General features: G+C 64.6%; 25 protein-coding genes and 1 tRNA gene. 7 read left to right on the top strand and 19 right to left on the bottom strand.

The genetic code is table 11. The features are described 5' to 3' along the window. Window positions 1-96: 96 nt before the first annotated feature. The 4 genes from GAK28_RS06160 to rplM form a co-directional block, all read right to left on the bottom strand. Window positions 97-1,062: a D-2-hydroxyacid dehydrogenase family protein gene (locus tag GAK28_RS06160; protein WP_291776239.1), complete on the bottom strand. Its 966-nt coding sequence runs from the start codon at window positions 1,060-1,062 to the stop codon at window positions 97-99. Between the two features lie 592 nt (window positions 1,063-1,654). Continuing rightward, window positions 1,655-1,728 (bottom strand) — tRNA-Gln (locus tag GAK28_RS06155). Between the two features lie 54 nt (window positions 1,729-1,782). After that, entirely contained in the window at window positions 1,783-2,175 is a 393-nt protein-coding gene (gene rpsI, locus GAK28_RS06150) for a 30S ribosomal protein S9 (RefSeq protein WP_166950536.1), read from the bottom strand. Window positions 2,176-2,184: 9 nt separating this feature from the next. Next, window positions 2,185-2,613: a 50S ribosomal protein L13 gene (gene rplM / locus GAK28_RS06145; protein ID WP_144916172.1), complete on the bottom strand. Its 429-nt coding sequence runs from the start codon at window positions 2,611-2,613 to the stop codon at window positions 2,185-2,187. A 269-nt stretch (window positions 2,614-2,882) separates the two neighbouring features. Between rplM and coq7 the strand changes: the two genes are divergently transcribed. Further along, the gene (gene coq7, locus GAK28_RS06140) at window positions 2,883-3,524 is read left to right on the top strand and encodes a 2-polyprenyl-3-methyl-6-methoxy-1,4-benzoquinone monooxygenase (RefSeq protein WP_291776233.1); all 642 of its coding nucleotides are present in this window, start codon (window positions 2,883-2,885) and stop codon (window positions 3,522-3,524) included. Window positions 3,525-3,671: 147 nt separating this feature from the next. Here coq7 and speD read toward each other — a convergent pair whose 3' ends face one another. Then, entirely contained in the window at window positions 3,672-4,457 is a 786-nt protein-coding gene (speD, locus tag GAK28_RS06135) for an adenosylmethionine decarboxylase (RefSeq protein WP_036109987.1), read from the bottom strand. Between the two features lie 336 nt (window positions 4,458-4,793). On the opposite strand from speD, the gene crp reads away from it, so the two are divergent. Continuing rightward, window positions 4,794-5,501: a cAMP-activated global transcriptional regulator CRP gene (gene crp / locus GAK28_RS06130; RefSeq protein ID WP_291776217.1), complete on the top strand. Its 708-nt coding sequence runs from the start codon at window positions 4,794-4,796 to the stop codon at window positions 5,499-5,501. 7 nt (window positions 5,502-5,508) lie between these two features. Here the strand turns inward: crp and GAK28_RS06125 are convergent, their stop codons facing one another. After that, on the bottom strand, window positions 5,509-6,459 hold the full coding sequence (locus tag GAK28_RS06125) for a helix-turn-helix domain-containing GNAT family N-acetyltransferase (RefSeq protein ID WP_291776215.1): 951 nt from the start codon (window positions 6,457-6,459) through the stop codon (window positions 5,509-5,511). A gap of 139 nt (window positions 6,460-6,598) precedes the next feature. Here GAK28_RS06125 and GAK28_RS06120 point away from each other — a divergent pair, with 139 nt between their 5' ends. Further along, entirely contained in the window at window positions 6,599-7,345 is a 747-nt protein-coding gene (locus tag GAK28_RS06120) for a sulfite exporter TauE/SafE family protein (protein WP_291776213.1), read from the top strand. 3 nt (window positions 7,346-7,348) lie between these two features. On the opposite strand, the gene GAK28_RS06115 is transcribed toward GAK28_RS06120, so the two are convergent. The 6 genes from GAK28_RS06115 to GAK28_RS06090 all read right to left on the bottom strand — a co-directional run bounded on the left by GAK28_RS06115 (window position 7,349) and on the right by GAK28_RS06090 (window position 12,060). Next, on the bottom strand, window positions 7,349-8,056 hold the full coding sequence (locus GAK28_RS06115) for a haloacid dehalogenase-like hydrolase (RefSeq protein ID WP_291776211.1): 708 nt from the start codon (window positions 8,054-8,056) through the stop codon (window positions 7,349-7,351). Window positions 8,057-8,063: 7 nt separating this feature from the next. Next, window positions 8,064-8,912 carry an indole-3-glycerol phosphate synthase TrpC gene (gene trpC, locus GAK28_RS06110; protein WP_291776209.1) on the bottom strand — a complete coding sequence of 283 codons (849 nt, stop codon included), beginning with the start codon at window positions 8,910-8,912 and terminating at the stop codon, window positions 8,064-8,066. 50 nt (window positions 8,913-8,962) lie between these two features. Continuing rightward, window positions 8,963-9,994, bottom strand: a complete 1,032-nt coding sequence (gene trpD, locus GAK28_RS06105) for an anthranilate phosphoribosyltransferase (protein WP_291776207.1) — start codon at window positions 9,992-9,994, stop codon at window positions 8,963-8,965. A 20-nt stretch (window positions 9,995-10,014) separates the two neighbouring features. Next, complete coding sequence (locus GAK28_RS06100; RefSeq protein ID WP_291776205.1) at window positions 10,015-10,611, bottom strand: aminodeoxychorismate/anthranilate synthase component II; 597 nt, start codon at window positions 10,609-10,611, stop codon at window positions 10,015-10,017. Between the two features lie 482 nt (window positions 10,612-11,093). Continuing rightward, entirely contained in the window at window positions 11,094-11,477 is a 384-nt protein-coding gene (locus GAK28_RS06095; RefSeq protein ID WP_291776203.1) for a tautomerase family protein, read from the bottom strand. Between the two features lie 13 nt (window positions 11,478-11,490). Further along, window positions 11,491-12,060, bottom strand: coding sequence for a DUF4865 family protein (locus GAK28_RS06090; RefSeq protein ID WP_343161844.1), 570 nt, complete (start codon window positions 12,058-12,060; stop codon window positions 11,491-11,493). Between the two features lie 170 nt (window positions 12,061-12,230). Between GAK28_RS06090 and GAK28_RS06085 the strand changes: the two genes are divergently transcribed. Both GAK28_RS06085 and GAK28_RS06080 read left to right on the top strand, forming a co-directional pair. Then, window positions 12,231-13,115, top strand: a complete 885-nt coding sequence (locus GAK28_RS06085; RefSeq protein WP_291776199.1) for a LysR substrate-binding domain-containing protein — start codon at window positions 12,231-12,233, stop codon at window positions 13,113-13,115. A gap of 41 nt (window positions 13,116-13,156) precedes the next feature. Next, window positions 13,157-13,825, top strand: coding sequence for a hypothetical protein (locus tag GAK28_RS06080; protein WP_291776198.1), 669 nt, complete (start codon window positions 13,157-13,159; stop codon window positions 13,823-13,825). Between the two features lie 21 nt (window positions 13,826-13,846). Here GAK28_RS06080 and GAK28_RS06075 read toward each other — a convergent pair whose 3' ends face one another. From GAK28_RS06075 to msuE, 7 genes are all read right to left on the bottom strand, one after another. Then, entirely contained in the window at window positions 13,847-14,398 is a 552-nt protein-coding gene (locus tag GAK28_RS06075) for an isochorismatase family protein (RefSeq protein WP_291776196.1), read from the bottom strand. Beyond that, on the bottom strand, window positions 14,388-15,818 hold the full coding sequence (locus GAK28_RS06070; protein WP_291776194.1) for an MFS transporter: 1,431 nt from the start codon (window positions 15,816-15,818) through the stop codon (window positions 14,388-14,390). Before GAK28_RS06070 ends, GAK28_RS06075 begins: the two co-directional genes overlap by 11 nt. Next, a complete protein-coding gene (locus GAK28_RS06065) occupies window positions 15,818-16,264 on the bottom strand; it encodes a MarR family transcriptional regulator (RefSeq protein ID WP_291776192.1) in 447 nt (148 codons plus the stop codon). The genes GAK28_RS06070 and GAK28_RS06065 overlap by 1 nt, the downstream gene beginning before the upstream one ends. A gap of 97 nt (window positions 16,265-16,361) precedes the next feature. Then, window positions 16,362-17,261: a LysR family transcriptional regulator gene (locus GAK28_RS06060; RefSeq protein ID WP_291776190.1), complete on the bottom strand. Its 900-nt coding sequence runs from the start codon at window positions 17,259-17,261 to the stop codon at window positions 16,362-16,364. Window positions 17,262-17,361: 100 nt separating this feature from the next. Continuing rightward, complete coding sequence (locus GAK28_RS06055; RefSeq protein ID WP_291776188.1) at window positions 17,362-18,390, bottom strand: methionine synthase; 1,029 nt, start codon at window positions 18,388-18,390, stop codon at window positions 17,362-17,364. Between the two features lie 24 nt (window positions 18,391-18,414). Next, the gene (locus GAK28_RS06050) at window positions 18,415-19,398 is read right to left on the bottom strand and encodes a DUF1852 domain-containing protein (protein WP_291776186.1); all 984 of its coding nucleotides are present in this window, start codon (window positions 19,396-19,398) and stop codon (window positions 18,415-18,417) included. Window positions 19,399-19,444: 46 nt separating this feature from the next. Then, window positions 19,445-20,026: an FMN reductase gene (gene msuE / locus GAK28_RS06045; RefSeq protein ID WP_291776184.1), complete on the bottom strand. Its 582-nt coding sequence runs from the start codon at window positions 20,024-20,026 to the stop codon at window positions 19,445-19,447. Window positions 20,027-20,193: 167 nt separating this feature from the next. Here msuE and GAK28_RS06040 point away from each other — a divergent pair, with 167 nt between their 5' ends. Continuing rightward, window positions 20,194-21,063, top strand: a complete 870-nt coding sequence (locus tag GAK28_RS06040) for a methylenetetrahydrofolate reductase (protein ID WP_291776183.1) — start codon at window positions 20,194-20,196, stop codon at window positions 21,061-21,063. Between the two features lie 431 nt (window positions 21,064-21,494). Continuing rightward, a complete protein-coding gene (locus tag GAK28_RS06035; protein ID WP_291776181.1) occupies window positions 21,495-22,160 on the top strand; it encodes a hypothetical protein in 666 nt (221 codons plus the stop codon). Window positions 22,161-22,174 lie beyond the last annotated feature (14 nt).

Genomic DNA, 22,174 nt, shown 5'->3' with positions numbered 1-22,174 from the left:
CGGCTGTGGATACGCTGCGCTCGTCGATGCCCATGCCCAGGACGGTCCCCTGCGCCATATTCGCCAGCACACACTATGCGGTGCGCCGGGTCTTTCTTACTCGTTGATCACCCGAATGGGAGCGCCAGCCAACCACGCCTCGATATCTTCAACGGCCTGACCGAAGTACGTGGCGTAATTGCGCTGGGTCACGTAGCCAAGGTGAGGAGAGGCAAGCACGTTGGGCAGCACCCGGAAAGGATCATCAGCAGGCAGTGGCTCCTGCTCGTACACGTCCAGGGCTGCCCCAGCGATGCGGTGTGTCGTCAGGGCCTCCAGCAACGCATCACGATCCACCAAGCCGGCGCGTGATGTGTTCACCAGCAGGGCGTGGGGCGGCATTGCCGCCAGCTCCGCTCGCCCCACGATACCGCGGGTGTGTTCGCTCAGCACCAGATGCAGCGAGACGAAGTCGCTTTCCGCAAACAGCGCCCGCTTGGATGAAGCGAGGACGGCACCCTCCGCCGCAGCACGCTGCTCGTCCAGGTTCGGACTCCAGGCCAACACACGCATGCCGAAGGCCTTGGCAACCCGACATACGCGCTTGCCTATCTTGCCGAGACCAAGGATGCCGAGCGTGCGCCCTTCCAGATCAGCGCCTACCGAACTCTGCCAAGGCCCATTGCTGCGCATGGCATCGCGCTCATCCCCCAGATGGCGGGCCAAGGCCAACAGCAAGGCCCAGGTCAGTTCTGCCGGCGGCCCCGATTCACTCGCCGTGCCACACACAACGATGCCACGTGCCGTTGCCGTCGCCAGATCGATCGATGCGTTGCGCATACCGCTGGTCACAATGAGCTTCAGGCCAGGCAGCTGTTCGAGAATGTGTCCGGGGAGGGGCGTGCGCTCGCGCATTACGACGACCACGTCAGCCTTGCGCAACGTACGGATGAGCTCTTCGTCGTGCTCGATGTGACGATCGATGAAGGTCACGTCCACCCCATGGCTCAGCCGTGTCCAACTGGCGTCGGCTTTCGCGGCACCCTGGTAGTCGTCCAGCACGATGCACGTCAACCTGCTCATGGGTTCATGCCCCGTGTGTTGTGAGGAAATCGGTGAACAATCATCGCCCAGCTCGATCAATTTCGCATCAGATCCAGCCCTTGAAGGACCACAAAGCGAGGCGCCCCCATCTGGACGCTTGGTCAGACTACGTCACGCCCACTTGGATATAGTCGGCGTCAGATAGCTTGATCGGCCACGTTATTCCAAGAGAATCATATGCTTCGATGGATCATCGGAATCGGCTTCGGTATAACCACCACCATCTCGGCATTCGGGCAGGAGCCTTCCGGGTCAGCAGATGCGAGCGCCCCTTTCGCCGGAACAACGCAAGGTGCTACGTGACGAGGAACGGGGCTGGATCGCCGAGCGCGATAAAGCCTGCGCACCCGATCCGAATGGCGGAACAGCCGATATGCTGGATTCCAATCAATGCTTGCTGAGCCAGACAGCTGCAAGGGCAACCGCCCTGGAAAGACGCATCGGGTAACCTGATACTTCAAACGTGAAGGGAGCTGCGACCGACACATATGCATGTGTTGATCAACCACGTTAACCAAGCGCTATAACCAAAAAAGAAAAGGGCCCTGATTTCTCAGGGCCCTTTTCAATTTGGCTGGGAGACTAGGATTCGAACCTAGATAAACGGAGTCAGAGTCCGTTGTCCTACCGTTAGACGATCTCCCATTAAACCGGGATTCGGTGCGCTCTGACCTTAGTGCACCGAATGGTGAAGCGCGATTAGCGCTTCGAGAACTGCGTAGCGCGGCGGGCCTTGTGGAGACCGACCTTCTTACGCTCGACTTCGCGAGCGTCGCGGGTCATGAAACCGGCCTTGCGAAGCGGCGACTTGAGCGCTTCGTCGTACTCGACGAGGGCGCGGGCGATGCCGAGGCGGATAGCGCCGGCCTGGCCCGTGATGCCGCCACCGGCAACGGTGACCATGATATCAAACTTTTCGACATTGTCGGTCAGCTCAAGCGGCTGACGGACGATCATGCGCGAGGTTTCGCGGCCGAAGAAGATGTCGAGCGGCTTGCCGTTCACCACGATGCCACCGGTGCCCTTACGAAGGAACACGCGGGCGGCGGAGGTCTTGCGGCGGCCGGTACCGTAATTCTGCTGGGTAGCCATATCGGTTCCTTAGATTTCCAGCGCCTGCGGCTGCTGGGCGGTGTGCGGGTGCTCGGCACCGCCGTACACCTTGAGCTTGCGATACATCGCGCGGCCCAGCGGGTTCTTCGGCAGCATGCCCTTGACGGCGATCTCGATCACGCGCTCCGGGTAGGTGGCCAGAAGATCCTTGAGGCTGGTGGTCTTCAGGTTACCGACGTAGCCGGTGAAGCGGTGGTACATCTTGTCGTCCAGCTTCGCACCGGTCACGGCGACCTTACCGGCGTTGATCACGACGATGTAATCGCCGGTATCGACGTGCGGGGTGAACTCCGGCTTGTGCTTGCCGCGAAGGCGACGCGCGACCTCGGTCGAAAGACGACCCAGGGTCTTGTTCGTGGCGTCGATCACGAACCAATCGCGCTTGACGCTCTCCGGCTTGGCGCTGAACGTTTTCATTTCGAAAATACCTGGTTTGCCGCCTTGAGAGGCGGAACACGGAATCGGTGAAAGCAAAGACGGGAGAGAATAGCTGAAACTTCCCTCACCGTGCAAGCCCACCTATCAGGTGAGCTTCGGGCCGACAATCATAACATGATGACCGGGCCGTTTCACAAGTTGTCCACGAACAACGGAACGTCGGGCGCGACAAGCAGCCGCAGCGACCGTGTCCCGTTTCGGTAGCCGCGCATTGTAACGTGTGTCGTCCCTTTCGTCAGGAGTTTTCCATGTCCGTCCGCATCCTCAGCCCCCTCGACCGCCTATTGGCCGGCCTGGAGCGGGCCATGGAAGCCGTCGGCGGCTCGCCCGAGGCCGCCCGCCCCTCGCCGGGCGATGCGGTGCCCGACGCGCCCATGGAAGACGCTGAGCGTCGCCACGCCGCCGGCCTGATGCGCATCAACCATGTCGGCGAGGTCTGCGCCCAGGCGCTCTATTACGGCCAGGCCGCCCTCGCCCGCACGCCGGAGACCCGTGCGCACCTGCTGCACGCGGCCCAGGAGGAAACCGATCACCTGGCTTGGTGTGCCGAGCGCCTGAAGGAGCTCGACAGCCGGCCCAGCCTGTTCAATCCGCTGTGGTACGCCGGCAGCTACGCGATCGGCATGGCCGCCGCCGCCGTGGGCGATCCGATCAGCCTGGGTTTCGTGGTGGAGACCGAGCATCAGGTGGAGGCCCATCTTGCCGAGCACCTGGAGCGCCTGCCCGCGCAGGACGACCGGTCCCGGGCGATCCTCCGCCAGATGCAGGCCGACGAGATCCGCCATGCCGATGCGGCGCAGGCGCGGGGCGGGATCGACCTGCCCTTCCCGTTGCCGAAGATCATGCATGCGGCGTCGGTGGTGATGAAGACGGTGGCGTATCGGGTTTAGTCGGGATTCTGTAGGAGCGCGCTTGCGCGTGATGGGGGTTGTCGCGAGCACCCATCGCGCGCGAGCGCGCTCCTACAGGCGTAGTCCCGGGTGTATTCCGAGGCGTAGCGCCCCCTAAAAAAAGCCCCGCTTTCGCGGGGCTTTTTGTTACATCAGGTTGCGGCCGTGGAAGAGTTCCTCGATCTCGCGGCGGAGCAGCGACTCGATGCGCTGGCGCTCCTTGAACGAGAGGTCGTCGGCCTGGGCCTCGAACAGGTAGGTGTCGAGGTCAAAGTCCTTGATGTGCATCTTCGTGTGAAAGATGTTTTCCTGGTAGACGTTCACGTCGAACATCTCGTACTTCTGGCGGATGTGCTTGGCCAGGTAGTCCTGCACCGAGTTGATCTTGTGGTCGATGAAGTGCTTCTTGCCCTTCACGTCGCGCGTGAAGCCGCGCACGCGGTAGTCGGCGATGACGATGTCCGACTCGAAGCTGTCGATCAGGTAGTTCAGCGCCTTCAGCGGCGAGATCACGCCGCAGGTGGCCACGTCGATGTCCGCGCGGAAGGTCGCGATGCCGTTATGCGGATGCGTTTCCGGGTAGGTGTGGACGGTGATGTGGCTCTTGTCCATGTGCGCGACGACGGCACCGGAGATGGTGTCGCGGCCGAGCTTCTCGACCACCGGCTCCTCGGAGATGAGGATGGTGACCGAGGCGCCCTGCGGATCGTAGTCCTGGCGGGCGATGTTCAGGATGTTGGCACCGATGATCTCGGCCACGTCCGTGAGGATCTGGGTCAGGCGGTCGGCGTCGTACTGTTCATCGATGTATTCGATGTAGTTCTGACGCTGCTGCTCAGAGACGGCGTAGCAGATGTCGTAGATGTTGAAGCTCAGCGCCTTGGTGAGGTTGTTGAAACCCTGCAGGCGAAGGCGGGGAAGCGGTTTGACCACAGCGACTCTCCGAGGCCGGGGGACGGCCAGCAGTAGACACGGGTTAGCAGCAAGGATCCCCGCAGGTGAAGATAAGTGACGTGCAGACGGGCAGTCTGCCCGCACTTTGTGAACGGTGTGAGACAAGGGCCCAGACACCGAGGGGGTGAAATTATGGGGCAAGATGGCGAGGATTTGAACACGCCCGGCCCCATCCGCCCCGCATCGCCCTAAATGGTGGATTCCGTATGGCGGTTGTCTGCCATAATCCCCCGGGGACATGGCGAGTCGGCGTCGCCTGACGGTTTTCCGTCGGCCGACCGACCCGAAAAAGGGGCGCCATGCCATAGAGGCTCAATGGAATCTGCTGTGGCTCAACTCAAATATTTGTTGCAACAGGCGTTCGAACGGTCCCAGGCTCCCACGAGCTTCGCCCCCGACCCTGCATCCATGAGCCGGTTCCTGGACGCGTGCCACCGGCGCCGTTACCCGGGCAAAACCGCCATCATCCGCCCCGGCGACCCCGCCAACACCCTCTATTACGTGGTCGACGGCTCCCTGGCCGTCTGCACCGAGGACGAGGAAGGCCGTGAGCTGATCCTCGCCTATATCAATCGTGGCCAGTTCATCGGCGAGATGGGCCTGTTCGTCGAGCAGGCCCAGCGCGAATCGCTGGTGCGTACCCGCACCGCCTGCGAAATGGCCGAGATCAGCTACGAGCGCCTGTTCCAGCTGCTGGAAGGCCCGCTCGCCGCCGAGTGCCCCAAGCTGCTGTTCGCCATCGGCTCGCAGCTGACCCAGCGACTGCTGCGCACCTCGCGCCAGGTCAGCCGCATGGCGTTCATGGACGTCACCAACCGCGTCTCCCGCACCCTGCTCGACCTGTGCCAGGAGCCGGACGCGATGACCCATCCCGACGGCACCCAGATCCGCATCTCCCGCCAGGAAGTCAGCCGCATCGTGGGCTGCTCGCGCGAGATGGTCGGCCGCGTGCTGAAGCAGCTCGAGGAAGAGCGGATGATCGACGTTTCCGGCAAGACCATCGTGGTGCGCGGCACCCGCTAAGCCGCCGTCAGGCGCCTTCGAACACCATGTAGACGTCGGCCCGCTCGTAATGCGAACCGGGCCGAGTCGCCGGCTGCATCACGAAGCCGGCCCGCTCGTACATGCCCAGCGCCCGCCCCAGCCGGCTGTTCGATTCCAGGAACAGCCGCGTGCCGCCCAGGCGGCGGTATTGGGCGATGGCGGCATCCAGCAGCTTCCGACCGGCACCCAGGCCCCGGTAGTTCTCGTCCACGCCCATCTTGGTCAGCTCGTAGACGCCGTCGCCTTCGTGCAGCAGTGCGCAGGTGCCGATGACTTCCCCCGCGTAGAGGGCGAAGAACACCATGCCGCCCGTCGCGACGATCAGGCCTTCCGGATCGGCCAGCACGGCGCGGTCCACGTCCTCCACCCGGAAGTAGCGCTCCAGCCATTGCTGGTTGAGGCGGCGGAAGTGGTCGCGATGCGCCGCGTCGAACGGCACCACCGTGACCTCCGTGGCGGCCAGCATCGCGTGCTGACCAAGGATCGCGTCCACGAGAGGGCGCTCCGCGAGGCCTTCCTCGCAACCGTCGATCGCCTCCAGCAAGGCCGCGCCACGCGGCCCGAGCGAATCGGCGATGCCCCGCCGGATCGCCAGCCATACCGGCCCCAGCGCACCGAGCGCGCGATCGCCCGCCTCGGTCAGCACCAGTACGCTGCGTCGGCCATCCTGCGGGTCGCGCTGGCGGATCACCATGCCGGCCTCGACCAGCCGGTCGGCCAGTTGGCTCACCGCCGAATGGGTCTGCCCGATGGCCAGGGCCACGTCGGTGACGGTGGTAGGGCCGACATCGCGAAGGAAGCGCAGCACCGGAAACCAGCGCGATTCGATCCCTGCGCCGCAGGTCCGATAGACGTCGTCCACCACTTGGTAGAAGTGGTCGCTCAGCGCCTTGAGGCGACTCCCCAGGGCCAGCTCGCGAAGGGACGACAGATACATGCGTAAGTCCTAACGTATTCCCGAATAAGCCGCAGCCTACGGCGGCGCGATGCCGCACGCAAGCGATTTTGCCGCCTCTTCATCCCGTCCGGGCAGAGGGTTGGGCTATGGTGGAAGCGGATTTCATTCAGGAAGTTGCATGGACTGGAGCCAGTTCCTCCTGTTCGCCGGCGTCGGCCTGCTCGCCCAACTGGTGGACGGGGCCCTCGGCATGGCCTACGGACTGGTATCGAACTCGGTGCTGCTGGCGCTCGGCCTGCCACCGGCCGTGGCGAGCGCCACGGTGCATACGGCCGAGGTGTTCACCACCGGTGTGTCGGGTGGCGCCCATGCCTTCTTTGGCAACGTGGACTGGAAGGCCTTTCGCCGCCTGGCGATTCCCGGGGTGATCGGCGGCATCATCGGCGCGTGGTTCCTGGCCAGCATGCCCGGCGAGGCGATCAAGCCCTTCGTCTATGTGTACCTGCTGATCCTGGGCACCGTGGTGCTGGTGCGGGCCGCCGGGCGCGTGGTGTCGCACCACCGGGTACGGCACAAGGGCGTGCTCGGCTTTTTCGCGGGTCTGCTCGACGCCATCGGCGGCGGTGGCTGGGGGCCGATCGCCACGTCCACCCTGCTCGCCCGCGGTGGCGCCGTGCGACAGACCATCGGCACCGTCAACGCGGCGGAGTTCGTGGTGACCATCGCCATCTCCACCACCCTCATCGCCCACATGGGCGTGCAGCACTGGCCGATCGTGCTCGGCCTGCTCACCGGCGGCGTGATCGCGGCGCCCGTTGCCGCGTGGCTGGTGAAACATTTGCCACCACGCTACGTGATGGTGGCCGTGGGTTGCCTCATCGTGGGCATCAGCCTTTTCCAGCTCGGCCGCCACTTCCTGGGCTGAGGATCAGAACCAGTCCATCACCTGCATCTTGGGACCGAGGGCCTTGCCGGCCTTCTTGATCGTCTTCGCGTTGGCGTTGACCAAGCGGGCCGACTGGGCGGCCTTCAGCATGGGCAGGTCGGACAGCGAATCCGCATAGGCAATAGCCCAGGGCTGCGGGATGCCTTCCCGGCGAAGCGAGGTGACTTTCACGCCTTCCACGTTGTGCCGCGTGAAGTGAACGCCGAACAGCCCGCCCCGGGTCTGCGAGGCCAGGAGTTCGCAGCCTCCCAGGTTCACCTCGTCGAGGATCGCCTCGACCAGGGTCCGATCGTTGCCAGTAACGATGACCACGCGGTCGCCCGCATCGACGTGGCGGCGCAGGCCGGCCACGGCATCGCGCACGAACACCCCGGGCTTACGCGCGTAGGCGCGAGCAAAGGCGGTGACCTGTCGGCGATAGCTGGCCTCGGAGCGACCGAAGGTGACCACGCGCAGGAACAGGCGCCCCAGGAAGCGATTGCCCGCCACCGTCGGGATAAGAAAGGGCACGAATGGCACCACCGGCAACGCGAGCAGCAAGCGCCAGCGCCCGAGACCCTTGAGGCGGTCGCGGTAGAACAGTTCGAGGGTCTGGTGGCGCACGATCACGCCATCGAAGTCGAACAGAACGACGCGTTGCGCGTCGGCGGCGGAGGCTTGCGCCTCCACCGTCTCGATCCCCTGTGTCATCGTTTCGTCAGTGCCGGTGCGAGTGCGGGTGCGCCCCGAAGAAGAGCTTTTTCAGTTCCTCGCCCGGATCGGGAGCGCGCATGAACGCCTCGCCGACCAGGAAGGTGTGGATACCCTTTTCCCGCAGGATGCGGACGTCTTCCGGCGTGTGGATGCCGGACTCCGCCACGATGGCGGTTTCCTCGCCCACGCGGTCCTTGAGGCGCAGCGACGTGCCCAGCGAGGTCTCGAAGGTGCGCAGGTTGCGGTTGTTCACGCCGATCAGCGGCGCGGGCATGCCGAGGGCGATCTCGAGTTCTTCCTCGTTATGCACTTCGACCAGGACGTCGAGATCCAGCTCGGCGGCCAGCAGCGACAGCTCGGTGAGGCGGCTCTCGTCGTAGATGCGGTCGCCGTCGGCCTCCTTCTGCGCGAAGGCCGAGACGATCAGCAGGATGCAGTCGGCGCCGATCACGCGCGCCTCGTACACCTGGTATTCGTCGACGATGAAATCCTTGCGCAGGATCGGCAACTGGCAGGCCGCACGGGCCTGGCCGACGAAGTCTTCGTGACCCTGGAAGAAATCGGCGTCCGTCAGCACGGACAGGCAGGCGGCACCGCCGGCTTCGTAGCTGCGGGCGATGGCCGCCGGATCGAAGTCCGGACGGATGAGACCCTTGCTCGGGCTGGCCTTCTTGATCTCCGCGATGACCGCCGGCTGGTGGTCGTGCAGCTTCGCGTCGATGGCGGCGACAAATCCGCGGGTGTCGTCCAGGTCGGCCACGCGCGCGACGAGATCGTCGAGCGAGCGCTTGCGACTGCGTTCGGCGATCTCTTCCAGCTTGCGGTCGAGAATGCGGTGGAGAATGTCAGGCATCGATGCGCTTCCTAGTGGTAAGGCCGACGCGCGGGGACGCGTCGGCGATATCAGGCGCCGAGCCGCTGGGTGGCGGCCACGAACGAGGTCATTTTTGCACGAGCCGCACCGCTTGCGATGGTCTCGCGCGCCAGATCGATGCCGGCCTGGATGGACGGGACCACATCGGCCGTGTACAGGGCCGCGCCCGCGTTGAGGCAGACGATGTCGTGTGGCACCCCCGGCACGCCGGAAATGGCGTCCAGGAGCATCGCCCGGGACTCGGCCGAGTCCTCCACGCGCAGGTTGCGGCTGGAGGCCATCGCGAGTCCGAAGTCCTCGGGCTCGATTTCATACTCGGTGACCTTGCCGTCCCGCAACTCTCCAACGAGGGTGGCGGCGCCGAGGGAAATCTCATCCATGCCGTCGCGGCCCCACACGACGAGGGCATGCTTCGCGCCCAGCGCTTGCAACACCCTCACCTGGATGCCCACCAGGTCGGGATGGAACACGCCCATGAGGATGTTCTGCGCACCAGCCGGATTGGTCAGCGGACCCAGGATGTTGAAGATGGTGCGCACGCCCATTTCGCGACGCACGGGCGACACGACCTTCATGGCCGGATGGTGGTTCGGCGCGAACATGAAGCCGATGTCGGTCTCGTCCATGCAAACGGCCACCTGCGCAGGAAGCAGGTCGATACGGGCGCCCAGGGCTTCCAGCACGTCGGCGCTGCCGGACTTGGACGAGACGCTGCGGCCGCCATGCTTGGCCACCCGAGCGCCAGCCGCCGCGGCGACGAACATCGACGCCGTGGAAATATTGAAGGTGGAGGCACCGTCCCCGCCGGTGCCGACGATATCGATGAAATGCGGATGCGCACCGGCATCCACCTTGGTCGACAGCTCGCGCATCACGCGCGCGGCGCCGGTGATCTCACCTACGGTTTCCTTCTTCACGCGAAGGCCGGTGAGGATGGCCGCGGTCATGAGCGGGCTGACATCGCCGCGCATGATCTGGTGCATCAGCTCGATCATCTCGTCATGGAAGATCTCGCGATGTTCGATGGTGCGCTGTAGCGCTTCGGAAGCGGTAATCGGCATGGAACGAATATCCCTGGGCTTTACGCGGCAAGCGGCAACGGCATGCCGAGGAAATTGCGCAGCAGGTCATGGCCGTGCTGCGTGAGGATCGATTCGGGATGGAACTGCACGCCTTCGATATTCAGCGTGCGATGGCGCAGCCCCATGATCTCGTCGATGGACCCATCCTCGCGTTCGGTCCAGGCGGTGACTTCGAGGCAGTCGGGCACGGAGTCTTTCTCGACCACCAGCGAGTGGTAACGGGTGGCCTCGAACGGATTCGGCAGGCCAGCGAAGACGCCCAGGCCCTTATGCCGCACCGGCGAGGTCTTGCCGTGCATGATCTCGCGCGCCCGGATGACCTTGCCGCCGAACACCTGGCCGATGGCCTGGTGGCCGAGGCACACGCCGAAGATCGGCAGCTCGCCGGCCATCTCGCGCAGGATATCGATGGACACGCCGGAATCGTCGGGCGTGCCCGGTCCCGGCGAGATCATGATCCGCGACGGCGCCATGGCCCGGATGTCCGCCACCGTGAGCGCATCGTTGCGCACCACCTTCACCTCCTGTCCCAGCTCGCCCAGGTACTGGACGAGGTTGAAGGTGAAGCTGTCGTAGTTATCGATCATCAAGAGCACAGGGCACCCAATAGGCTGATTTTCAATGACATTTCGCGCCGGAAACGGCTTTTGCGCGCACTCGCCGATGCGCGGGCGCGCGGCATGCCAGCGGCGGGAATGATGGCGGACACAGGCATGGGCCGGCCAGACCCGGGCTCGGGGAGCGGGGACGGCCTGGACATTTCATGGGGGGACAAGGGCGTTCTCCTCGGTATGGGAGCCGCCGTGTCGGGGGAGGGTTTGCTACGAATGACCTTGTCCACCGATACGGCGGCAAGGTAGCGGACGAACCGCGACGACGTGCCGCTTCCTAGGGGAAGCGCCACCACTTGGCAATGCAGAGCGAAGTGTTGCGGGTCATCGGGTCGGTCTGTGTGTTAGGTCATGGCGGCCGCGACGGCACGCTGGATGACGGTGACCCGGAGAGTAGCAGCCGGGTCGGGTGGCGTCCAATGGCGTCCCCGTCCATCGCGAAGGGGGACGCCAAGGCCGCAGGTCGATCAGAGCGCGTACTGCGCGATGCCGTTGCCGAACGACCAGTTCACCTTGTTGGTTTCGCTGAGGTTGATGAAGACATCCTCGGGGCGGATGCCCGGCGATTCCTCAAGGTGCTCCACGATACGTCGGTAGAGCGCCTTCTTCGTGTCGACCGTGCGCGAGTCGTTGCAGAAGATCTGCACGATCACCAGGTCGTCGCTGCGCGAGATGCCCAGGTATCCCGGGTCGTAGTCGAATTCGTCCGCGTCGTGCTGGCTGACGAGGATGAAGCGGTCGTTCTCGGGCACGTCGAAGACTTCGCGCATGGCGGTGTAGATGCCGTTGCGTAGCGCGGCGAGGTAGCTGGATGGCTTGCCGCGGCGCAAGGCGATGCGAACGAGGGGCATGGGATTCTCCTGGTCAGTCGGTAGTGGGGGCGGGACCCGTCGAGACGTGTCCGACCGCGTAAATCTGCGCGCCATCGCGGGCGTGATCGGGGCGAGGTTCTGGCCATAGACGGAAGCGCACGAGGCTCCATGTGGTCGGCTCGAACGCGCTGACCGCCGCAAGCGCGCCGTCGGCACGGGCGCGGGCGTTGCGCTCGATCTCGCGATGTCGCCATTCGGCGAGCACGGCGTGGGGCGGTATCGTTTCGTGCACGCTCGTCGCGAAGCGGGCGGACGCCAGCATCGGGGAAAGCTCCGCACCCCATACCGACCAGCTCGCGACGGATGGACGTCCGAACGCATCCGACACGCCAGCGAAGCCATCGCCGCACAGGAAGGCGTTCATGCCTTCGTTGTCGTCCCAGAGATAGAACGGCGCATAGAGGTTCTCGCGTGTTGGCAGGTCGACCATGCCGCGATCCGCGTTCAGGTAGGCCTTGAAGCGCAGCCCACGCAGCCCGTCAGTGCGGCGGCCCCGTTCGGCGATGCGCCGGCGGATGATCGCCATGTCGTAGTCGGCAGGCAGGACGAATCGATACTGCATGGCGAGCATCGGTCAGTCTTCCCTGGCGCGGGTGGGCTGGTCGGGCGACGTCTGCATGGGGAGGTCCTCCGGAAGGAACGAGACTTGACGCTGCCTACGTTAGCGAGGACAGTTCATCCCGAAAATCAGAAAATTTAGAATTATTCATCCCAAAAAACAGGATCATCACCATGCGGCGGGTGAACTTCGATCTCGACGTGCTGCGCAGCTTCGTCGTGGGCATCGACCTGGGCAGCTTCGCCCGGGCCGCCGATCGCCTGGGGCGCTCCACGTCGGCGGTGAGCGCGCAGCTGAAGAAACTGGAGGAACAGGCCGGCACACCGGTGCTGCGGCGGAACGGTCGCGGCATGGCCCTTACCGAGGCGGGCGAGACCCTGCTCGGTTACGCGCGACGACTGCTCGAACTCAATGACGAGGCGGCCGCCGCCATCCAGGGCCAGCCCCTCGAAGGCCGCGTGCGCCTGGGCTTGCAGGAAGACTTCGGCGAATGGCTGCTGCCCGATGTGCTGGGGCACTTCGCCCGCGCGCATCCGAAGCTGCGCATCGAGGTGCGGATCGCGCGCAACACGGCGTTGATGGACGGTGTGGGCGGCGGCGAACTGGACCTGGCCCTCGCCTGGACGACCGAAGCCCGTCGCCTGCCCTTCGGTCGTATCGATGCCGTGCCCATGCGCTGGATCGGCGCGAGCACCGGTCATCCCGACATCACGTTCGACACCAGCGATCCCCTGCCCCTGATCGTGCTGGATGCGCCGTGCATGATGCGCACCGCCGCGATCGAGGCCCTCGACCGCGCAGGCATCCCCTGGCGCATCGCCTTCACCAGCGCCAGCCTCGCCGGCATCTGGGCGGCCGTGCGTGCCGGGCTGGGCGTGAGCATTCGTACGCCGCTGGGTCTGCCTGCCAGCGTGCGTGCCCTGGAACCGAACGAGGCCGGCCTACCCGCCCTGCCCGTCCTCGGCCTGGGCGTGTATCACGCCAACGCGGCGGCGACGCCGGCCGTGGAGCGTTTGTCCACGCTGATCCTCGAACGCCTGGCGGCACCGGCCATGTGATCATCACGCCATCTCCCCGACATCGTCGCGAGGATGGCGCCATGCGAAACCTCGACTTCAGTTCCTGGCAGGCCCTGCTGTCCACCTTGTTCGGCCTGGCGATCATCACGCTCATCGGCGTGGGCATCCGGCTGCTGACCATGCAACTGGTGCAACAGCGACGCGAACGGGAAAACCGGCAGATCAACGAGCGGTTGCGCAGCCTCATCGCCGCCTACAAGACACTGGGCGGTTCGTTCACCGGCGAACTCACCGTGGACCCACGCCATCTTCGCGACCTGCGCCGGCTCGAAGGCGACGCGGCGACGGACGTGCTACCCAGCGCGGAGCGGTCGCGCCGTGTGCGCGATGCCGTGGAAGCCGCGCTCTCGGACATCATCCTGCTCGGCACCGAGGAACAGGTGGCCCTCGCGGCGAACGCGGCGGAAGAACTGGTGGCTGGCCGGCCCGTGCATACGCATGAGCTGGTGGTGTCGCTGCGCGGGTTCATCCGCAAGGTGCTCGACCTCGAGCCGATTCCCCTCAGCGTGGTCATTCCCAACCAGGGGCCCTCGCGTACGGTGTCCGGTGGAGGGAAGAGCAGCGGCGGTCGCGACGACGGAGGCCGTGGCGGCAAGGGTGGCGGCGGTGGCGGCGGCATGGCCGGCGCGGGCATGGGCCTCGGCGCCGGCATGGCGCTGGGTGACGATCATCCCGGCGAGCACCACTAGGCGCCCGCCGGGACGAAGCGATCAGCCGAGCTTGGCGAGTAGCGTCTGCGTATCGGTGGTTTCGGCGATGCGCGGGAAGATACGCGTGACGCTGTTGTGGTGCGCGTCGGCGTTGAGGTCGGTCATGGCGTCGGGCACGAGCACCACGTGATACCCCAGCTCATGGGCGTAGCGGGCGGTCGACTCCACGCCGACGCTGGTGGCGATACCGACGATCACCAGTTGTTCCACGCCTTTGCCGCGCAGCCAGCTGTCGAGGTCCGTGGTCTGGAACGCGCCCCAACGGTGCTTGCTGACGAGATGGTCGGTCGATGCCTGTTCGAGTTCGGGCACCAGTTCCACGAAGGCGGGATCTTCCGGGAACGCGCGGTGCTCGGCATCGGTGCGACCGGGCGCGCCGGCGACGACGTTCACCAGCACGACGGGACGACCGCTGGCACGGAAAGCCTTCGCGAGCGCGGCGGAACGCGCCACGACGGGCGCGGTCGGCGAGAAGGTGGGCAGGCCGACGATGCCCTTCTGCAGATCGATGACGATCAGGGCGGCGTTGGCGTCGAGTTGACTAAGCGGCATGGGGAGGGCCTTCGGAGGGTGGGGAGGATGACGACGTGACCGCCCGCGGCAGCGTACGGTCGAACAAGGTGCCGACGAGAAGCACGGCGCTGATGCCGCCCATCACGAGCGCGAGCGTGTGCATGCCGTGGTCGGTCGCGTGATGGCCGTAGGCGACGCCAAGTACGCTCGTCGCGAGGATCGCGCCGATATACGACGCCGTGCGTTGCAGGCCAGAGGCCATGCCGAGCTGGTCGGGCGGCGACTGGAGATAGACGGCCGCCTGCGTCGACGTGGAGGCGAGTCCCTGTGGAATACCGAAGAACGCAACCGCAGCGGCAATCAGCCAGAGCGGCGACGACGAGTCCAGGCACAACAGCGACACGCAACCAAGCATCGACGCGACGAAGGCGAGCAGGAACGGCCCGCGCAAGCCGTTCGTCCGCGCACCGAGGATGGACCCCACGGCACCGACGAGCGACAGCGGTAACGTCGCAAGGCCCGCCGTTGCGGCGGAGTAACCGGCCGCGCTTTCCAGCCACTGCGCGAACCCATAGAAAACGCAGTACACCGTGGTGAACACGGCCATCGCACGCAGGTAGGTCACGATCAGCGGCACATGGCGCGCAAGCATGCGCAGGTCGAGGAACGGATCGCGCCGACGCAGCGAATGCCACACCAGCACGCCGCACAACACGGCGGCGATCGGCAGCATCGACCAGCGCGGATGCTCCAGGTCCATCAGGAACACCATCAGCGCGAGCAACATGCCGGAAAACAGGCCGATCCCGGCGGTATCCAGCTCACGCAGCAGCGATCCTCGCGGCGTCGCACGCGGCGGATCGACAGGCACCCAGAGCAGCACCATCGCCAGCGTGAACAATGCCAGGGGAATGTTGACGGTGAAGATCGCATGCCAACCGAACGCCCCGGTAAGCACGCCACCGAGCACCGGCCCCACCGCCGAGGTGGCGATACCGGTGAAGGACAGCACGCCCATCGCGATGCGCGGGGGCGCGCTGCCCGTACGATCCGCGCGCTCGCGAAACAGGCGCATCGCCGATGGATAGGCACCCGACGTACCGATGCCGAGCATGACGCGCACCGCCACGAGCCAACCGAGCGACGGCGCCCAACGTCCCGCGATACCCGCCAGGGCCACCAGCAACAGCGATGCGATGTAGACACGACGCGCGCCGAGCAGGTCGGCGAGGCGCCCCATCGTCGGCTGCGCTACCGCGCTGGTGAGGTACAGGCCGGCGATGAGCCAGCCCGTCTGCGCCACGGACGCGTGGAAGTCCTGCGAGATCGGCACCAGCGCGGTGGCGATCATCGTGGAATTCACGGGGTTGAGGGACGAGCCCAGCGCGAGCGGGGCCACGAATCGCGGACCAAAGGGCGTGTCCCTGGCCGCCGCGGCGCTGCCGTCGGCGTGTGCCATCAGGGGCTCGGCGTGTTGGCGAGGCGAGCGATAACGCTGGCCGCGCGCGCCAGATCCTCGCGCTCGGTCTCGTCCAGGCTGCCCAGCGTCTGCGATAACCAGGCGAGCTTGATCTTCCGCGTGCGCTCGCGCACGCCGCGCCCCGCGTCGGTCAGCGAGAAAAGGAACTGCCGTCCGTCGCTGGGATGAGGCGAACGCTCCACCAGCCCCTCGCCTTCGAGCACCGCAAGCGACGCGCCCATCGACTGCGGCTTCACCGCCTCAGCCCGGGCGAGATCGGCCGTGGAGGTCGGCCCCATCGCGTCCAGGCGCGCCAGGATGACCGACTGCGACCAGGTCAGTTCAAGCCTGTTGGACTCGGCGCGCAAGCGCGCCACCAGTTGGCCGCACGCCGCGAGCAGGTCGGTGGCGACGGTTTCGAGTTCGTTGGGTTTGGGCGGGGTCATGCCCTCACGGTAGGCCTCGGAAGCCAAACTTGCAAGTTAAACTTGCAAGTTTGGCTTCGCAATTTCTTGCCACGGGGACGTGTCGGAGATGCTTGGCCTACGGGGCCATCGCCTTCCCGTGCGCACGGGCCAGTTCAAAGAAGGCGGTGACGTAATCGATACCCAGCTCGTTCTCACGAACCCCCAGGTGGATCTGCTTGGCAATGCCATGTTTGCCCAGGCGCAACGCCACCAACGGCATCTTCGCCGCGTATTCCTCAGCCAGCCAACGAGGCAGTGCCGCCACGCCACGGCCGCTGGCCACCATCTGCATCATGATGTCCGTGGTCTCGATGGCTTTTTGTTTCCGCGGGCTGATGCCGGCCGGTTGCAGGAACTGGCTGTAGACGTCCAGACGGTCGATCGTGACCGGATAGGTGATGAGCACCTCATTGGACAATTGCTCGGGCCGGAGCCAGGCTTGGCCAGCTAGCGCATGCTCGTTGTTGACCACCAGCACCTGCTCGTAATCGAAGACCGGCTCGTAGTGGAGGCCCGTCTTGTACAAGGGGTCCGGCGTAACGAGCAGATCGATCTCGTGACCGAACAGCGCGCCGATGCCGCCGAACTGGAACCTCTGCTTCACGTCGACATCGACCTCCGGCCAGGACTTCAGGTACGGCGAGACGATCTTCAGCAGCCACTGATAGCAGGGGTGGCACTCCATGCCGATGCGGAGCGTGCCGCGCTCCCCCTGGGCGAACTGGCGCAGGCGCGTTTCCGCCAACTCGAACTGCGGGAGCAGACGGTTGGCGGCCGCGAGCAGGTACTCGCCGGCCTGCGTCAGGCGCATCGATCGGCCCTGTCTCAGCCACAGCTCGGTGCCCAGCTCACGCTCGAGCTTGCGCATGGTGTGGCTGAGCGCCGACTGGGTCAGGCACAGGAACTCAGCCGCCTTGGTCAGGGAGCCCTGCTGTTCGACAGCTCGAAGGATGGTCAGGTGTCCGCGCTCTAGCATGATCGATTTTGATGGGTGGGCGAAGAACCAGCACTTTACTTCATGGCTAGCCGTTTCACCCTACGCACCGATCCGCCGGCGGGACACCTGCCATCCGCCCTCAGGCGGAGAGCTCTCCGCGGATGATGTCCGCGCCTGCGCTGAGGGCATGGAGCTTGCCCCGGGCGACGTGACGGGCCAACGGTGCCATGCCGCAATTGGTGGACGGATAGAGCTTGTCGGCATCGACGAAGCGCAGGGCCTTGCGCAGGGTGTTGGCGACGTCCTCGGGCGTTTCGATCGTGTCGCTTGCCACGTCGATCGCACCCACCATCACCTTCTTTCCGCGAACGAGCTCGATCAGGTCGATCGGGACGTGCGAGTTGTGGCATTCCAGCGAAATGATGTCGAGGTTCGACTTCTGCAGCTTGGGGAAGGATTCTTCGTACTGGCGCCACTCGGATCCGAGCGTCTTCTTCCAATCCGTATTCGCCTTGATGCCGTAGCCGTAGCAGATATGCACGGCCGTTTCGCACTTGAGCCCTTCGATGGCCCGCTCCAAGGCGGCGACGCCCCAGTCGTTGACCTCATCGAAGAAGACATTGAACGCGGGTTCGTCGAACTGAATGATGTCGACGCCGGCCGCCTCTAGTTCCCGGGCTTCCTGGTTGAGGATCTTTGCGAACTCCCAGGCCAGTTTCTCGCGGCTCTTGTAGTGATTATCGAAGAGCGTGTCGATCATGGTCATGGGACCGGGCAAGGCCCACTTGATTGGCTGCTTGGTCTGCTGGCGGAGGAACCGGGCATCGTCCACGAAAACCGGCTTCGGTCGGCTTACGGCACCCACGACGGTGGGCACGCTCGCATCGTAGCGATCACGGATGCGGACCGTCTCGCGCTTTTCAAAGTCAACGCCGCTCAGGTGCTCGATAAACGTCGTGACGAAATGCTGGCGGGTCTGCTCGCCGTCGCTGACGATATCGATGCCTGCCAGCTGCTGCTCATGCAGCGACAGGCGAAGGGCATCCCGCTTGCCTTCGATGAGTTCGTCGTCTTGCAGTTTCCAGGGGGACCAGAGTTTCTCGGGCTGGGCCAGCCACGAGGGCTTGGGCAGGCTACCGGCGGTGGACGTGGGGAGCAGTTTTTTCATGGAGGGTCTTTTTTCTTGTGTGGATCAGAGGGCGCACTCGGCGGCCCAGCGCTCGAGGATGTGCTTGTACGGCTTGATGAAGTGCTCTTCCGTGAACTTGCCCTGCGTAACGGCCAGCTGGCTACGCTCCTCGCGGTCATAGACGATCTTGGTCAACGAGTAATCCTGATGCTTCAGGCTGGGCTGGTACGAAGGCCCCGCCGCGGAATTCGCGTTGTAGATCTCGGGGCGATAGATCTTCTGGAACGTCTCCATGGTGCTGACGAGACTGATCAGCTCGAGATTGGTGTAATCGCCGAGCAGGTCGCCACGGAAATAGAACGCCAGCGGCGCGACGCCGTTCGGCGGCATGAAGAAGCGCACGCGCAGCCCCATCTTTCCGAAATACTGATCGGTCGACGACAGTTCGTTCTGCGTATACTCGACCCCCAGGATGGGATGCTCTATGCCCGTGCGACGATAGACCTTGCTGCTCGACGCGCTGATGCAGATGACCGGCTGCTTGTGGAAGTGGTCCTTGTAGGCATCCGAGCTGACGAAGTGCTTGAACAGCTTGCCGTGCAGATCGCCGAAGTCGTCGGGCGCGCCGAACGTGGAACGATCCTGGTTGTACTCGGGCAAGACCACACTGAAGTCGTAGTCGCGCATATAGGAGGAAAAGTTGTTTCCTACCATGCCGTCGAAGGATTGACCGGTCTGCTTGTCGACGATCTTCGTCTTCAATATCTCGATCAACGGGAACACGCCGCTCTGGCCTTCGTCGCCGATCGCCATCTCCACGGAGATGATCTCGAGTTCGACGGCATAGCGATCCTGGTTCGGATTGTCCCAATGGGCCAGGTTGTTGAAGCGATTGTCGATCATCCTCAACGTATTGCGCAGGTTCTCCTCGCGACTCTCGCCGCGGGCCAGGTTGGCAAAGTTGGTGGTGACGCGTGTGCTATCCGACGGACGATAGTTCTCGTCGAACGACGTGCTCTTGATGCTGAATGCGAATTCTTTGTTCATTGCGACCTGGCACCGTACATTCTGTGATCCATTCCAAATACGTGGTTCATGCAGCCGCCATGCCTCCGGTGGCGTCGACTCCCCTGCCGCGCGACAGATGGAGCAGCGGCAGCGCGCGCTCGACGGCCAGCTGGGCTCTCTGGACCAAGGCCTCGTTCTGCACGCGGTGATCGAGGTAGTCCTTCTCGGTCGCGTAGATCCCCAGGGGCAAGGTGCGCGCCTGGAAGAAACTGAAGAGCGGCCTCAGCTGGTGGTCGATCATCAGGGCATGCCGCTCGCTGCCACCGGTCGCGGCGAGCAGAACCGGCTTGTCGACCAGGGCGTCCTGATCGATGAAGTCGAAAAAGTGCTTGAACAGTCCGGTGTAGGAGCCACGAAAAACGGGGGTCACCACCACCAGGATGTCGGCTTGCTCAACGGCCACCAGTTCACACTCCACCGTATCGGGGAGCTGGTTTCGCCAGATCGCCCCTGCCAGGTCCGGCGCAAGACACCCCAGTTCGACCAGGTGCCGGTCGCATGCGACCTCGCTGGCGATAAGGTCCAGCAGGTAGGTCGCCAGGGTGGCAGCCCTCGAAGGGCGTTGCAGGCCGCCAGAGACGGCGACCGCGCGAAGTGGACGTGTCATTTTTTCCAGTAACATCAATGGCCCGGAACGAAGGAGCATCGCGGCTCCCACCGTGCGGACGAGGTGTGGGAAACCGATCGTAGCGACCGGATCCCATGAAATAAAATGGTTAAATTTCACCAACCCATGAACATCAGTCATACGAAAGACTGTGCAGGCACGCCCCTTTGATTCCTTTCGATAAGCGCCGGGCCGCACTCGACCTCACCCAGGCCTACTCGCTGGAAGTCAGCGCCAAGGCCATGCCTGCGCTGACCGACGCCGCGCCTCGGATTGCCCCCGGGTCGATCGTGTCGGTGCCCTATCTACCGGGCGAGGACGACGACGCACGGCTGGCCGCTGCCCGAGCCATACGGGCACTCGGCTTCACGCCGATGCCGCACCTCGCCGCGCGCCGCATCGCCTCGCACGATGAGCTGGAGTCGTTCATCCAACGCGCCGTGGTCGAAGTCGGCGTCGAGCATTGCTTCGTCATCGCGGGTGACCCTGCCACCCCCAAGGGCCCCTTTCCCGACAGCGCGTCGTTGATCGATACGGGCATGTTCGAGCGTGCCGGCATCAAGACCGTCGGTGTGGGCGGACACCCGGATAACCATCCCGTGATGAGCACGGACGATCGGTGGGATGTCCTCGAACACAAGTGCCGGAGCATCGCCATGCGCGGCATGGCTCCGCTGATCGTCACCCAGTTCGTCTTCGATGCGGATATCGCGTTGAGCTGGCTGGAGACGCTACGCGAGCGCGGTATCACGTATCCCGTGCGCATAGGCGTACCGGGCCCCGCGGGTATCGCGGTGCTCATCCGCTACGCCGCCTTGTGTGGCGTGGGCGCCTGCGCGTCCATGCTGTCGAAGTACGGCGTTTCGCTCGGCAAGCTGCTAGGCACGGCGGGACCGGACCATTTTGTCGACCGGCTGGCGACCGGGCTGACTGCGGCCCATGGGCAGGTCGATCTGCACTTCTTTCCGTTCGGCGGCGTCGTGCAATCGGTGCGATGGTTGGAGCAGTACCGGGAACGTGTCGAGTTAGCTCGATGACCTGGATGGCGTCCTGCGCCGCCATCCTTAGTGACTTGAGAAATAACGCAATTCGATACCAGGGCCTCGGAATGCCAAGCCAAGACCTGCGCCGCATCACACATATTCGGGACATGGGGATTTTGGCCGAGTTTTTTTAACCAGAACCTCCGCACACCCGTTTTGCGCTGCAACGAAAGCGACGATTCGTAAAAAAGTGTTGACGCCTTAAATCCTTAAAGCTATTTCACAGCGCTGAACCACGGCACCCGCGGGACGCGAAACGAAGGGGCCACTGCGTCGCGCGTTGGGAAATCAGAGCAGTTCACCCATGGAAACAGGGAATGCCGACAGGGATGCCACGTCGTAAACCGACGGAACGATTTCATCGCCATGCGCGCGATGCGGGGTTCCATGGCCGCATGGCTCGTGGCGGGATTGACGTCGACGCCATGACCGACACCTTGAAAGCGGGATGGCCGACTCGCGGGGCGATCCTGGGCTTCGTCGTCGCGGCGCATATCGCCTTGGTGCTGGGCCTTCTCAGCTTGCACCCCGTTCGCACCGAACCGTCCTGGATGTCGGAGACGAATGCGCTCGAGGTGCGTTTCATCGATGTCGTGCCACCTCGTGTGGATCCTCCGGCAAGCGCGGCACCCGCGCCAAGCGAGCGGCGTCCTCCGGCCAAGGCCGCGACCCGGTCGATGGTGCCATCGCGGAACACGGCCGAGATTCCGATGCCTCCGACGCTGGCCCGTGCCTCCCCGACACCCGCCGTGCCGAGGGACGAGCTCGGCACGTTCATTCCTGGCGGCGCGCTGTTCAAGAAAGACGGCGCATTCGCGGGGTCGGGCGTTCGCCTGCCTGGCGACCCTCTCCAAAAAGGTGCGCCCGCATTGCGCATGGTGGACCCTCGTACGCAGGGCATGGCCGGCGTGGTGCGCATCATCGGCAGCTTCACCGGGGCGGTGGACAAGCACTGCCTGGATCTCGACGCTTGGCAGGGCATGACGCCCGAAGAACGCGTGGCTCACCACGTGTCCGAATCCGACATCGCGCGACTTCGCGACAACTATGGATGCAACGATCCACGCAAGGTCGGGCCGGTGGTCAAGTGATCGCTCCGCCCGAT

The organism is Luteibacter sp., assembly GCF_009912395.1.
Classification (GTDB): Bacteria; Pseudomonadota; Gammaproteobacteria; order Xanthomonadales; family Rhodanobacteraceae; genus Luteibacter.
The sequence above is the reverse complement of the archived record's forward strand: the minus strand, read 5'-3'. Positions and strand labels throughout refer to the sequence as shown.